Source organism: Kaistia soli DSM 19436 (genome assembly GCF_900129325.1).
In the GTDB taxonomy this organism is placed as follows: domain Bacteria; phylum Pseudomonadota; class Alphaproteobacteria; order Rhizobiales; family Kaistiaceae; genus Kaistia; species Kaistia soli.
In genome coordinates this window covers 23,162-36,576 of sequence record NZ_FQUP01000008.1, presented here as the reverse complement: position 1 = coordinate 36,576, position 13,415 = coordinate 23,162, and the positions used below count along the sequence as shown (strand labels likewise).

Here is a 13,415-nt window from a genome sequence, read left to right as displayed (position 1 = left end):
GCCCGCTGCTCCGCCGATGCCGTCTTTGTCTCGCTTTTCGATCCGGCCCGTTGCCGATACAGATCTCGCCACGATCACTGCGATCTATGGCGCGGCGGTGCGCGAGGGCACGGCGAGCTTCGAGCTGGAGCCGCCCCCGCTGGACGAAATGGTGCGGCGACGCGTTGCGCTCGCGGCGTCGGGCCACCCTTATCTCGTTGCGGTCTCGGACGCCGATGCCGTGCTCGGCTACGCCTATGCCGGACCCTACCGACCTCGCCCCGCCTATCGCTGGACCGTCGAGGATTCGATCTATCTCGCAGCCGACGCGCGCGGCCTTGGCGTGGGGCGTGCCTTGCTCGCAGCGCTCCTCGACGCTGCGACAGACGCCGGCTACCGGCAGATGATCGCGGTCATCGGCGATTCCGGCAATGCTGCCTCGATCGCGCTACACCGCGCGCTCGGCTTCCACATGGTCGGAACCTTCGAGGCTGTCGGCTGGAAGCACGACCGCTGGCTCGACAGCGTGCTGATGCAATGCGCCCTCGGCAACGGCGCGGCCCTGCCGCCCTGAGGTCAGCCCTCGACGAGCTTCAGCCGCTTGTCCAGCACGGTCAGCACCTGCTTGAGATCGTGTCCGCGCTTCATGACATAGCCGCCGGCGGCGATCACAGCGTAGGCGCCCTGGCGGCGGGCGAGGCTCGGATCCTTCTCGACGCGATAGAGCGGCATCTCGGAGGTCCGCCGGAAGATCGAGAACACCGCCTTCTCCTCGAGATGGTCAATCGCGTAGTCGCGCCACTCGCCGGCGGCTACCATGCGGCCATAGACCCTGAGGATCTGGTTGAGCTCCTGACGATTGAAGGCGATTTGCCGAGGCCCGGGCGCTGGCCCCGCAAAGGCAACCAGCGTCGCGGCCTCGCCGCTCTTTGCTTCCTCGCCACCGTCGCTCAAAAGCGCCTCCGCCACATTCGCCTTTGTCATCGCTCCGTCATGATCGCGCCGAACGACGGCGCTGGCAAGGCGAGGGTCGTTCCGGTGGCGGAGTGACCCTCACGAAGGCGTGAATTCGCATCGCCAAAATCCACTTTTTCGCCCTCTTTCGGCCCGGCACCAGCCGCATTGGGCTGGCTATTTCAGCACCGTATTCAGACGGTCCGGCTCGGCGGGAACTTCGGAATTTCTCAGCCCCCCAGCCCCCCGGGGAACCTTGTTCGAGCCGGACCACCTTTCTCGCGCCATGGGCGCTGATGTCTGAAGCGCTCCCATTCGTCATTTCATGTTGCGTTACACTGCACGCCGACTGTCCAGCTTGACAGCCATGGGCCTTGCCGCCAGTGTGCGCGCGCTTTCGGACCCTGCCCTCGCCAAGGGCCGGTCCGCTGTTTTTTGGTCCGGCGCGTAGGTCTGGATGCGAACCTTTCTGGAATTTGAGAAGCCCGTCGCCGATCTCCAAGGCAAGGTGCAGGAACTGCGCGCCATGGGCGAGAGCGGTGATGCCGTTGCCATCGGCGAGGAGATTCAGCGCCTGGAATCGAAGGCGAGCCAGGCGCTCGCCGACATCTATGCCAAGCTGACGCCGTGGCAGAAGACACAGGTCGCCCGCCATCCCGACCGGCCGCATTTCGTCTCCTATGCCAAGGGATTGTTCGAGGATTTCACGCCGCTCGCCGGCGATCGCAAGTTCGGCGACGACCAGGCGATCCTGGCCGGCTTCGGCCGCTTCCGCGGCCGGCCCGTGGCCGTGATGGGCCAGGAAAAGGGTCACGATACCGAGACCCGCCTGCGGCACAATTTCGGCATGGCCCGGCCCGAGGGCTATCGCAAGGCCGTGCGCATCATGGAACTGGCGGAGCGTTTCGGCCTGCCGGTCGTGTCGCTGGTGGATACAGCCGGTGCGTTCCCGGGTATCGATGCCGAGGAGCGCGGCCAGGCCGAGGCCATCGCGCGCTCGACCGAGGCGGCACTCGGACTTGGCGTTCCCAATGTCTCCGTGATCATCGGCGAGGGTGGTTCGGGCGGCGCGATCGCGATCGCCACGGCCAACCGCGTTCTGATGCTCGAACATGCGATCTACAGCGTGATTTCGCCTGAAGGCGCGGCCTCGATCCTCTGGCGCGATTCAACGCGCGCCCAGGATGCGGCCACGAATATGAAGATCACCGCGCAGGACCTGCTGCGCTTCGGCGTCATCGACCAGATCATTCCGGAGCCTGTCGGCGGCGCTCATCGCGGGCCGGAGCAGGCGATCGAAGCCGTCGGCGATGCGATCTTCGTCGCACTCGCCGCATTCGACGGCATGCCAGAGGCCGAGATCAAGCGGCAGCGACGCGAGAAGTTTCTTGCGATCGGCCGTTCGCTCTGACACGATTCCGCCTGTCTTTTGAGGCATCCGGCCGGCTGGGCGCTGCAGGACGGCGCGGCTGGTTCCGGCAGGCCGAAGCTGCGCGCCTGATGTGATCGCGGCGCCTGACGGATCCTTGAGGTGTTCATGCTGAGAATCGCGCTGACAGGCCGTCTCATCCGCGCCGCGCTCATCGTCGCCGCCGGCCTCATGCTTGCGGCCTGCGAGGACTATTCGGGTCCCAACGGCCCGAAGGAATTGATGCCGGTTCCGGAGAAGCTCGTCACCAAAATGACCGAGCTCGATATGGCGCCGACTGCGCCGATCTATGTCCGTGGCTACAAGGAAAGCTCCGAGCTTGAGGTCTGGAAGCAGACCCGCTCGGGCAGCTATAAGCTGCTGACGACCTATTCGATCTGCAAATGGTCCGGCAAGCTCGGGCCGAAGATCAAGGAAGGCGACCGGCAGGCGCCGGAAGGCTTCTACACGATCACGCCGGGTCAGATGAACCCGAAGTCGAACTACTACCTGTCGTTCAACATCGGCTTCCCCAACGCCTATGACCGCGCCCTTGGCCGCACGGGCACCAATATCATGGTGCACGGCGCCTGCTCGTCGGCCGGCTGCTATTCGATGACGGATGCCGCAGCGGGAGAGATCTACGCCCTCGCGCGCGACTCGTTCCGCGGCGGCCAGCGATCTTTCGAGGTCCACCTCTTCCCGTTCCGCATGACGCCGGAGAACATGGCGCATCATCGGAAGGATCCCAACTACGATTTCTGGGCGATGCTGAAGGAGGGCAGCGACAATTTCGCTGTCACTGCGCAGGTCCCGAAGGTCGGCGTCTGCGGCAAGCGCTACGTCTTCAATGCGAAGTCCAGCACGGCGCTGAATTCATCGGCCGCCTGTCCGCCGCTCACTTATTCGCCGACGGTGCTGGCCGCCGTGAAGGCCAAGCAAACGACCGACAACGCGCTGATCGCCGAGCTCGCGCCGAAATACGAGCAGGAAGAGGCGATCGCTGCTGCCAAGGCCGCCGAGCAGGAGGCGCGCATCGCCGCGGTCAAGGCTGCCAACGAGGCGCAGAAGGCATCCGGCACCGCGCCGGCGGCCGTCATGCCCGTGCCGACGATCGCCGCCAGCGAGCAGGCCGTCGCCGCGGCGAATGTTGCGGTCCCGCTTGCGGTTGCACCGGCAGCGGCCGACGCGTCTCCGGCAGGTGCGGCTGGCGCCTCGGAGGCGGTTGGCACGGCGGCTCCGGCTGCAAGCCCCGAAGACGTCATCGACCCTGTCGCAACCGCCGCCCTGGGCGGTGAGCCGGCCCCTGGCGTCCCGCTCCCGGTCGCCTCGCCGCTGCGTCCTGTCGTGACGCCCGTCGCCGCCCCCGAACCGAAGCCGGGCTTCTGGGGCAAGATCAAGTCGAAGATCCCGAAGGTGCCGAACCCGTTCGGTTGATGGCTTCGGCGCGTTCGAGGCAGGGCACTTGAGTTCCAGTTCGAGATGGACACCGCCGCTTCAATGCCAAATCGGCGGGCGGGCAAGATCGTGTCCCTCGCCCTTCACTAGTCGGAACCGCTGAAAAAGAAACGGCCGGGTCAAAGCCCGGCCGTTCGGCATTTTAATCCAGACGATCGCCCTCAGGCGAAACGGCCGTGGCAGTGCTTGAACTTCTTGCCCGAGCCGCAGGGGCACAGCGCGTTGCGCTGGATCTTGCCCCAGGTGGTCGGATCGTTCGGATCAACGCCGGCCGCCTCGAAGCCCTGCTGCTGCGAGGGGGTGAAGCTCGAATAGAAGGCTTCGTCGAGTTCGTTGCCGCCGGTCACGGGGTCGAGATGGATAGGCTCGACATCCTCGACATCGGTCGGCATCAGCGGCGGCGACTGCATGATCTCGACGCGCATCATCTGCGCCGTCACCGCCTCGCGGAGGCTCTGCAGCATCGCCTCGAACAGCTCGAAAGCCTCGGTCTTGTACTCGTTCAATGGGTCACGCTGCGCATAGCCGCGGAAGCCGATCACCTGGCGGAGGTGATCGAGCGTCACGAGATGCTCGCGCCAGAGATGGTCGAGCGTCTGCAGGAGCACGGCTTTCTCGACCTGGCGCATGACCTCCGGCGAGAAGCGCGACGTCCGCTGCGCAGCCGCCTCGTCGCCGGCCTTGAGCACGCGTTCGCGCACTTCGGCATCGGCGATCCCGTCCTCGGCTGCCCATTCCTCGATCGGCAGATCGAGATTGATCGCCTGCTGCAGCGCCTCGCGGAGGCCCTTCGAATCCCACTGCTCGGGATAGGCGCGTTCAGGAATGTGCTTGGCAACCAGATCGCTGATCACTTCCTGGCGCATGCCGTCGACGGTCGTGCTGACATCGGCCTCGCCCATGAGCTCCACGCGCTGGTCGAAGATGACCTTGCGCTGGTCGTTCATGACGTCGTCATATTTCAATAGGTTCTTGCGGATGTCGAAATTGCGTGCCTCGACCTTCTGCTGCGCCTTTTCAAGCGCGCGGTTGATCCAGGGATGGACGATCGCCTCGTCCTCCTTGAGGCCGAGCTTCTGCAGCATGCCGTCCATGCGCTCGGACCCGAAGATCCGCATCAGGTCGTCCTGCAGCGACAGGAAGAAATGCGAGTGGCCAGGGTCGCCCTGACGGCCGGAGCGGCCGCGTAGCTGATTGTCGATACGACGGCTTTCATGCCGCTCGGTGCCAATCACGTAGAGGCCACCTGCGGCGAGCGCCTTCTGCTTGAGAACGGCGATCTCGGCCTTCACCTCTTCGGTGCGGCGGGCGCGTGCGGTCTCGTCCTCGATGCCAGCAAGCTCGTGCTCGAGGCGCATGTCGAGATTGCCGCCAAGCTGAATGTCGGTTCCGCGGCCGGCCATGTTGGTTGCGATCGTCACGGCACCTGGCACGCCGGCCTGGCTGACGATATAGGCCTCCTGCTCGTGATAGCGGGCGTTGAGGACCTGGTGCGGCACCTTCTCCTTCTTGAGAAACTCCGAAAGCAGTTCGGATTTCTCGATCGAGGTCGTGCCAACGAGCACCGGCTGGCCGCGCTCGCTGCAGTCGCGGATGACGCGGATGATGGCCTTGTACTTCTCCGCCGCCGACCGGTAGACCTCGTCGTCGTCGTCGATGCGTGACACCGGCACGTTGGTCGGGATCTCGACCACGTCGAGGCCGTAGATGTCGAGGAACTCCGATGCCTCGGTCTGTGCCGTACCCGTCATGCCGGCCAGCTTGTCGTACATGCGGAAATAGTTCTGGAAGGTGATCGAGGCGAGCGTCTGGTTCTCGGGCTGGATCTGGACGTGTTCCTTGGCTTCCAGCGCCTGGTGCAGGCCTTCCGAATAGCGGCGGCCCGGCATCATGCGGCCGGTGAACTCGTCGATGATGATCACCTCGTCGCTCTTGACGATGTAATCCTTGTCGCGTTGGAACAGTCGATGGGCGCGGAGCGCCTGGTTGACGTGGTGGACGACCGTGACGTTCTCGACGTCATAGAGCGACTCACCCTTGAGCAGGCCCGCCTCGGTCAGGAGCTGCTCGAGCTTCTCGTTGCCGGCCTCGGTGAAGCTGGCGGTGCGCTGCTTCTCGTCGATCTCATAATCTTCCGCCAGCAGATTCGGAATGAACTTGTCGATGGTGTTGTAGAGTTCGGAGCGGTCGTCGAGCGGGCCGGAAATGATCAGCGGCGTGCGCGCTTCGTCGATCAGGATCGAATCGACTTCGTCGACGATGCCGTAATGGTGACCGCGCTGGACCATCTGCGCGAGGTCGTACTTCATATTGTCGCGCAGATAATCGAAGCCGTATTCGTTGTTGGTGCCGTAGGTGATGTCGCAGGCATAGGCGGCGCGGCGCTGATCATCGTCGAGCCCGTGCACGATCACGCCGACCGAGAGGCCGAGGAAGCGATAGAGGCGGCCCATCCATTCGGAGTCGCGCTTGGCGAGGTAGTCGTTCACCGTCACGACATGCACGCCCTTGCCGGCGAGCGCGTTCAGGTAAACAGGCAAAGTCGCGACCAGCGTCTTGCCTTCGCCGGTCTTCATTTCGGCGATCGAGCCGTCGTTAAGGACCATGCCGCCGATGAGCTGGACGTCGAAATGGCGCATGCCGAGCGCCCGCTTGGCACCCTCCCGCACAACTGCGAAAGCCTCGACGAGAATATCGTCGACGGACGCACCATCGGCAACACGCCGCTTCAGCTCTTCCGTCTTCGCGCGAAGTTGATCATCGGTGAGCGACGCATATTCCGGCTCAAGGGCATTGACCTCGGCAACGCGGGGTCGATAGCCCTTCACGCGCCTGTCATTGGCCGAACCGAAGAATTTGCGCGCCAGCGAGCCGAGACCTGCCATGGGTCATCCTTGATTGTTGGTCGGCGCCTTGATCCGGGAAGAAGGGTCGGCGCCGGGCATTCCTTGCAGGCTCCGAGGTCGAAGACCATCGGAAGCGCCGTAACCACGAACGTCAAAGCGTTCTGGACGCCGCGACCCGAGACAGATAAGAGGGGGCACCCAGGATGTCAACGTGGCCGAGAGGCCCCGGAATGCCCGCAGAATGCCGCATTCTCAACCGATCCACGAGGCGTTCGGCGGCCGGCTGATGCCGCCGCGCTCGCGCGAGTGACTTCACCATGGACAAGGACAATTTGATGACCTTCCGTCTTCCGCCGCGGCGGTTCCAGCTCAGCGTTTCGGCGCTGGCCCTTCTCGGCCTCATGACGGCAGCCGCCGCGGCGCAGGACGCGCCTGCACCGGCACCGGCCCCGGCGGCGCCCGCCGCTGCCGCGCCTGCCCCGGCTGCTGCTCCGGCTCCGGTCCTTGATCCGAAGACAGTCGTCGCCACCGTCGACGGCCAGCCGATCACCGAGGGCGACCTCGCGCTTGCCTCGCAGGATCTCGGCGATGAGCTCGGCAAGGTCCCGGCCGACCAGCGCCGCCGCGCCGTTCTCGATGTGCTCATCGATCTGAAGCTGATGGCCAAGGCCGCGACCGCCGCCGGACTTGACCAGTCGGACACGTTCAAGAGCCGCGTCGAATTGCTGCGCGAGCGCGCGCTTCGCAACGAATTCTTCCGCGTGGAGATCGATGGCAAGGCGACCGACGATGCGGTGAAGAAGCGCTACGACGAGGAGATCGCCAAGGTCACGCCGCAGGAAGAAGTCCAGGCGGCGCATATCCTGGTGCAGACCGAGGACGAGGCCAAGGCTATCATCAAGCAGCTCGACGGCGGCGCCGATTTCGCGACGCTTGCGAAGGAGAAGTCGAAGGATCCGGGCTCGGCCAAGATGGGCGGCCAGCTCGGCTATTTCGCCAAGGGCCAGATGGTGCCGGAATTCGAGGCGGTCGCCTTCCAGCTGCCGGTCGGCAAATATACCGAGACGCCGGTCAAGACAAAATTCGGCTATCACATCATCGAAGTGACCGACAAGCGCAACCAGCCGGTCCCGACCTATGACCAGGTCAAGGACCAGGTGCGCCAGATGGTGCTCCGCGACATGTTCGTGAACGCCGTCGCCCAGCTGCGCAAGGACAACAAGGTCGAAATCGTCGATCCGACCTTGAAGGCTGCCCCGGCCCCAGTCGCGCAGTAACACGCCGACCGGCTCGCGGGAGGAGCGATCTCCTCCCGCCACCGACTGCCGGCGAGGCGCGGTTTCCGCCCTCGCTCGGCCTTCGCCATCGGTTCGCTCGAGGGTCGCGTACGTCGCGTCGGCTCCGGCCGGGCCGACGGCCTTTTCGTCATGTTCGGCGCCCATAAGGGGGCGTCGTCATCTTCCACGGGATTGTCCATGTCCACCGCCGTCTCGCCGCTCGCCGTTCCGTTCCCCGACATGCCGCCGATCGCCGGCGTCGCCTTCGCCACGGCGGCGGCTGGGATCAAGTATCGCGATCGCCGCGACGTTTTCCTCGCTCTCTTCGAGGCGGGCACCACGGTTGCCGGCGTGTTCACGCGCTCGAAGTGTCCGTCGGCGCCTGTCGACTGGTGCCGGGCGGCGCTCGCCGGTGGTTCGGCGCGCGCGCTCGTCGTCAATTCCGGCAATGCCAATGCCTTCACCGGCAAGAAGGGCCGCGCCACAACCGAGGCGCAGGGCGCGCTGGCGGCAGAGGTGGCCGGCTGCCGTCCCGACGAGGTGTTCATCGCTTCCACCGGCGTCATCGGCGAGCCGCTCGACGCGGCGAAGTTCGCCGCCGTGCTGCCGGAAGCGGCGCAACGCGTCGCCGAGGGTCCGTGGATCGATGCGGCGCGGGCCATTATGACCACCGACACCTTTCCCAAGGGCGCGACGCGCCGGGTGAAGATCGGCGAGACCGAGGTTATGATCAACGGCATCGCCAAGGGCGCCGGCATGATCGCGCCCGACATGGCGACCATGCTGTCTTTTGTGGCGACCGACGCGGCGATCGCGGCGCCGGCGCTGCAGGCGATCCTTTCCGACGGCGTCGAGGCGAGCTTTAATTCGGTGACGGTCGACAGCGACACGTCGACCTCCGATACGCTGCTGCTGTTCGCCACCGCCAAGGCGCCGGGCGCGACGCTCATCACCGAGCCGACCGATCCGCGGCTGGAGGACTTCCGCCTTGCGCTTGATGAGGTGCTGAAAGACCTTGCCATCCAGGTCGCCCGCGACGGCGAGGGCGCACGCAAGCTGATCGAAGTGCGGGTTTTCGGAGCCCTTTCGGATGCTTCGGCGAAGCGCGTCGCGCTGTCGATCGCCAATTCGCCGCTGGTCAAGACCGCCGCGGCCGGCGAGGACGCCAATTGGGGCCGCGTCGTCATGGCCGTAGGCAAGGCGGGCGAGCCGGCCGACCGCGACCGCCTCTCGATCGCATTCGGCGACATCCGCGTTGCCTTCGAGGGCGAGCGCGACCCGGATTATTCCGAGGCCGCCGCCTCCGCCTACATGAAGAATGACGAAATCGTCATCACCGCCGATCTCGGCCTTGCGGCCGGCAAGGCGCGGGTCTGGACCTGCGACCTCACCAAGGAATATGTCGCCATCAATGGCGACTATCGCAGCTGAGATGACGGACTTAACGAGCGCGCTGCCGACAACGCTTGAGATCGAGGGGGCCTGCCTCTCGGCCTGGCCGGCGATTGCCCTCGTCCATGACGGGGCGTGGCTCTGGCGGTTTGCGCATGGCTACAGCAAACGTTCGAACTCGTTCCAATGCCTCGACCCGAATGATGACGGCAATGCCGAGGCCCGCATCGCCAGGCTCTCTGCGCTGTCACGCCGGCATGGCATCGAACCGGTGTTCCGCGTCACGCCTCTCGCCGGTCCCGGCGTCGTCGCCGCGCTCGACCGACTCGGCTGGGTGCCGTTCGAGGAAAGCCGCGTTCTGGCCATGAATCTCTCCTCGGAGCCTGTCGCGCCGGTTGGTGATATCCGCTGGCTCAATCCCGGCGATCCGCGCTGGTATCGCGCCGAGGCGAGCCTCTCCAGCTTGGACGCCCGCACGGTCGAGACGCTGAAGACACTGCTGTCTCTGATCGCCCATGAAACCAAGGGCATCGTCGTGCATGGCCGCGACGGGACCCCAGCGGCCGCGGCACTGGCGGTCAATTCCGGCGGCATCGGTATCTTCAACAATGTGGTTGCCGACAAGGCCCGCCGCCGCCAGGGCTTCGGCACGGCGGTGATGCGCGCGGCGATCGGCTGGACGCGCGAGAAGGGCGCGACCAGCGCCGCGATCCAGGTGGTCTCCAACAATGCACCGGCGATTGCGCTCTACGAGTCGCTCGGTTTTGTCGAACAGTATCGCTACCACTACCGCCGCCCTCCGAAAGCCTGAACCTCCATGTCGCGATTGCTGCTCGTCGTCGCCTGCGCCCTTGTCGATCCCGACAACCGCGTGCTGATCGCCCAGCGTCCCGAGGGCAAGACGCTCGCCGGCCTCTGGGAGTTTCCGGGCGGCAAGGTCGATGCCGGCGAGGCCCCGGAAGCGGCGCTGATCCGCGAACTCCGCGAGGAGCTCGGCATCGAGACCAAGGAAGCCTGCCTCGCGCCGCTGACCTTTGCGAGCCACGCCTATGACGACTTTCACCTGCTGATGCCGCTTTATGTTTGCCGGCGCTGGACAGGCACACCAGAAAGCCGCGAGGGCCAGGCGCTGAAATGGGTGCGTGCCAAGGCGCTCCGTGACTATCCGATGCCGCCGGCCGACCTGCCGCTGATCGCGCCTCTGATCGACCTACTCTAGGCTTCGGTCTCGCGAGGCAGAGCGGGTTCGCCGGCTGTCGCGGGCATCGGCGCCAGATGGTCCACCCAGGTGACCAGCGCGGCGCGCCCGGCGCCGGTCAGGCCATACAGACCGCGCTCGATGCGCTCGAACCAGCCATAGACATTGGTCTGCAGGATCTTCGCCGCGTCGGGTGCGATCGGCTTCAGCTGACGTGGCGACGCGCTGTTCGCGGCGAGTGCGTCGGCGATCGTAAGAGCCTGCTGGCGATAGGCGGTCATCTGCGGCAGACGCGTTGAACCGCCCGCGACGGGGTCGCCGCGGCGGCGGCGGAATTCCTCGACGATGCGCGAGCGTCGCTTGCCGTCGCGGCGCGGCTTCCAGGGCTCCGGCTCGACAATCACCTCGATCCGGCCTGATGGCGCGACGGCGAGAAGACCGAAGCCGAGAAAACGACAGAGCTTTTTCACGCGCGGATCGCCCTCGCGCCCACGTCCGCGCTTGGAGGCGGCGACGGCCAGCCAGATCTCGTCGCAGGCCGGCGTTCGGTCGACGGCTTGCAGGACGAGCTCGAGCGTAAAGGTCTGCTTCAATTCGCCGATGACGACGAATTCGGGCGTCCCACCCGAAAGCGCGACAAGATCGCAGCCGCGCACCTCGCCCTTCACCTCAAGGCCGAGGCCTTCGAGATAGCGCTTCACCGGAAGATAGAGGTCGGTTTCCAAGGGCGGGGCTCGCGGTGGCGTCGATTCGGCGGACGTGCCCATCTCTCGAATGGCATCGCCGCTTTGGCAAGGCGGCCGATGCCTTGGCTCAATCCGCCTTGTCGTCGTTCATCGAGGGGAGGGCGGCCCGCTTCGCTGCATTCACGGCGTCTTCGAGCCGCGCGGTCGCCGAGCCGGGTCGGAGCGGTTTCGGCTGGCTTTCATGCGGCGCCCAGGCGGAAACGGAGACGAAATCGAAGGTCGCGCGGATGCGGCCGTCGGCGTCTGCGAATCGCTCGGCATAGAGCGCGGCGGCGCGGCCGGCGATGGCGCGGGTCAGCGGCCGCGGATCGCGATCGGCAAGCACATTGCCGGCGCCCATCGCGCGAAGGTCGCGCACGAGATGGAACATCGTGTCGTAGCGAACCGTGATGCGATCGGTGTCGACGACGGGCAGGGCGAAGCCGGCCCGCTGCAGCAGCGATCCGACATCGCGAAGGTCGGCGAACGGTGCGACGCGAGGACCGGCGCCGCCGCGGAGCTCGGCCTCGGCGCCGGCAAGCGCATTGCGCAGTTCCATCAGCGTCTCGCCGCCGGCGAAGATAGCGAGCAGCAGTCCATCTCCGGCGAGTGCGCGGCGAATCTGGGTCAGCATGCCCGGCAGATCGTTGACCCACTGCAGCGCCAGCGCGCTGACGGCGAGATCGAAACGCGCGGGCTCCAGTGGCAGGACTTCGGCGCCGCCCACATGGGCCCATGAAGTCCGTTCGATCGTACCGACCTGCCCGCTTGCTTGCAGCGCTTCGGCGAGCGCGGATGTTGGCGTCCCGATATCGACGGCGCGGTCAAAGCGGCGATTGACCGTCATCAGGCGGTCGGCGAGTTCGTCGACGGCCTGGCGGAGGAGGAAGTCGGCGCCCGGCACGGCCATGCGGCGTGCCCGCTCCTGCCGCAGAGCGAGAAGGTCCGAATCGAAGATGGTCGGGGCGCCGCTCATGCTGGAATCCGCGCTGCCAGAGGGTTGGCCGCTATATGGGCTGCCGCGGCGCCGCGGTCAAAGCCGCTTCCGCGACGCGGCTGCTGCGCATATGCTTGCCGCATGGAGAGCGCGGACCTCATCGAGGGGGACGAGACAGGGACGAGCGCGGCCGGGCCGCGGCGGCTTCGCCTTTTCACGCGCGCGCTAGACCTCGTGCTGCCGCCCGCCTGCATGGCCTGCGGCAAGCCGGTGGCAACCAGCGGCGCGCTTTGCAGCCCCTGCTGGGGCGTGATCCGCTGGATCGAGCGTCCGTTCTGCGAGCGATTGGCGATTCCGTTCGGATACGACATCGGGCCCGGCGCGCTGTCGGCGGAGGCGATCGCCCATCCGCCACCCTTTGGCCGCCTCCGCGCGGTCTGCCTTTATGGCGCCGAGGCCGGCCATATCGTGCAGGCGCTGAAATATGGTGACCGAACCGAACTCGCGAAGCCTATCGGCGCCATGATGGCGCGTGCGCTGGGCCCGATCGCCGATGAGGTCGACGTCGTGCTGCCGGTACCGCTGCATCGACGCCGGCTCTGGCAGCGCAGGTTCAACCAATCGGCGCTGATCTCCGAGGCCCTCGCGAGTGTCATCCATCGCCCCTATGAGCCGGCGCTGATTGCCCGCATCCGGCCGACCCGGCAACAGGTCGGGCTCAAGGCCAATGAGCGCGCGAAGAATGTCGAGGGGGCCTTTCGCGTGCCTTCGGCGCTCGCTCCCGCGCTCAAGGGACGGCGCGTGTTGCTGGTCGACGACGTCTATACGACGGGCGCGACCGTCAAGGCGGTGACGCGGGCGCTGCTCCGCGGCGGCGCAAAGTCGGTGGATGTGGCGGTTTTTGCGCGGGTTGTCGAAGGGATATCCTGAGTCCTATATTGCGCTGCTTCCAAAGCCATCAGGGATCCAGCAATGGCCGATGTGACCATCTACACCCGGCAGGGCTGCGGCTACTGCGTCGCCGCCAAGCGGCTGCTCGACCGAAAGGGCGTCGCCTATGACGAGCATGACGCGACCGGCAATCCGTCGCTGCGCCAGGAGATGATCGATCGCGCCCGTGGCCGCTCGACCTTCCCGCAGGTCTTCATCGGTGAGACGCATGTGGGCGGATGCGATGATCTGCATGCGCTCGAAGCAGAAGGCCGGCTGGACGCGCTGCTCGCATCCTGATTCGCGCCAAT

The 13,415-nt window shown here is 66.0% G+C and carries 13 protein-coding genes; 9 read left to right on the top strand and 4 right to left on the bottom strand.

Annotation, left to right across the window (positions count from 1 at the left end; all coding sequences use genetic code 11):
* Nucleotides 1-25: 25 nt before the first annotated feature.
* Nucleotides 26-553, top strand: coding sequence for a GNAT family N-acetyltransferase (locus tag BUB39_RS22835; RefSeq protein ID WP_425292931.1), 528 nt, complete (start codon nucleotides 26-28; stop codon nucleotides 551-553).
* Nucleotides 554-555: 2 nt separating this feature from the next.
* On the opposite strand, the gene BUB39_RS22830 is transcribed toward BUB39_RS22835, so the two are convergent.
* Complete coding sequence (locus tag BUB39_RS22830) at nucleotides 556-963, bottom strand: DUF2794 domain-containing protein (RefSeq protein WP_073058327.1); 408 nt, start codon at nucleotides 961-963, stop codon at nucleotides 556-558.
* 427 nt (nucleotides 964-1,390) lie between these two features.
* Between BUB39_RS22830 and BUB39_RS22825 the strand changes: the two genes are divergently transcribed.
* A complete protein-coding gene (locus tag BUB39_RS22825) occupies nucleotides 1,391-2,344 on the top strand; it encodes an acetyl-CoA carboxylase carboxyltransferase subunit alpha (protein ID WP_073058325.1) in 954 nt (317 codons plus the stop codon).
* Between the two features lie 126 nt (nucleotides 2,345-2,470).
* Complete coding sequence (locus tag BUB39_RS22820; protein WP_073058324.1) at nucleotides 2,471-3,778, top strand: L,D-transpeptidase family protein; 1,308 nt, start codon at nucleotides 2,471-2,473, stop codon at nucleotides 3,776-3,778.
* Between the two features lie 182 nt (nucleotides 3,779-3,960).
* On the opposite strand, the gene secA is transcribed toward BUB39_RS22820, so the two are convergent.
* Nucleotides 3,961-6,684, bottom strand: a complete 2,724-nt coding sequence (gene secA / locus BUB39_RS22815) for a preprotein translocase subunit SecA (RefSeq protein ID WP_073058321.1) — start codon at nucleotides 6,682-6,684, stop codon at nucleotides 3,961-3,963.
* Nucleotides 6,685-6,980: 296 nt separating this feature from the next.
* Here secA and BUB39_RS22810 point away from each other — a divergent pair, with 296 nt between their 5' ends.
* From BUB39_RS22810 to mutT, 4 genes are all read left to right on the top strand, one after another.
* Nucleotides 6,981-7,922 (top strand): peptidylprolyl isomerase, encoded by a 942-nt coding sequence (locus BUB39_RS22810; protein WP_073058443.1) that lies wholly within the window; start codon nucleotides 6,981-6,983, stop codon nucleotides 7,920-7,922.
* A 198-nt stretch (nucleotides 7,923-8,120) separates the two neighbouring features.
* Complete coding sequence (gene argJ / locus BUB39_RS22805) at nucleotides 8,121-9,353, top strand: bifunctional glutamate N-acetyltransferase/amino-acid acetyltransferase ArgJ (protein ID WP_073058315.1); 1,233 nt, start codon at nucleotides 8,121-8,123, stop codon at nucleotides 9,351-9,353.
* Between the two features lies 1 nt (nucleotide 9,354).
* Complete coding sequence (locus tag BUB39_RS22800; protein ID WP_073058313.1) at nucleotides 9,355-10,125, top strand: GNAT family N-acetyltransferase; 771 nt, start codon at nucleotides 9,355-9,357, stop codon at nucleotides 10,123-10,125.
* Between the two features lie 6 nt (nucleotides 10,126-10,131).
* A complete protein-coding gene (gene mutT / locus BUB39_RS22795; RefSeq protein WP_073058311.1) occupies nucleotides 10,132-10,533 on the top strand; it encodes an 8-oxo-dGTP diphosphatase MutT in 402 nt (133 codons plus the stop codon).
* Here mutT and BUB39_RS22790 read toward each other — a convergent pair.
* A complete protein-coding gene (locus BUB39_RS22790) occupies nucleotides 10,530-11,237 on the bottom strand; it encodes a DUF2161 domain-containing phosphodiesterase (RefSeq protein ID WP_073058442.1) in 708 nt (235 codons plus the stop codon). The genes mutT and BUB39_RS22790 overlap by 4 nt on opposite strands.
* An 88-nt stretch (nucleotides 11,238-11,325) precedes the next feature.
* On the bottom strand, nucleotides 11,326-12,213 hold the full coding sequence (locus tag BUB39_RS22785) for a methyltransferase domain-containing protein (RefSeq protein WP_073058310.1): 888 nt from the start codon (nucleotides 12,211-12,213) through the stop codon (nucleotides 11,326-11,328).
* 102 nt (nucleotides 12,214-12,315) lie between these two features.
* Between BUB39_RS22785 and BUB39_RS22780 the strand changes: the two genes are divergently transcribed.
* Nucleotides 12,316-13,104: a ComF family protein gene (locus BUB39_RS22780; protein WP_073058308.1), complete on the top strand. Its 789-nt coding sequence runs from the start codon at nucleotides 12,316-12,318 to the stop codon at nucleotides 13,102-13,104.
* Between the two features lie 42 nt (nucleotides 13,105-13,146).
* Entirely contained in the window at nucleotides 13,147-13,404 is a 258-nt protein-coding gene (gene grxC, locus BUB39_RS22775) for a glutaredoxin 3 (RefSeq protein WP_073058307.1), read from the top strand.
* The last annotated feature ends 11 nt before the right edge of the window (nucleotides 13,405-13,415 follow it).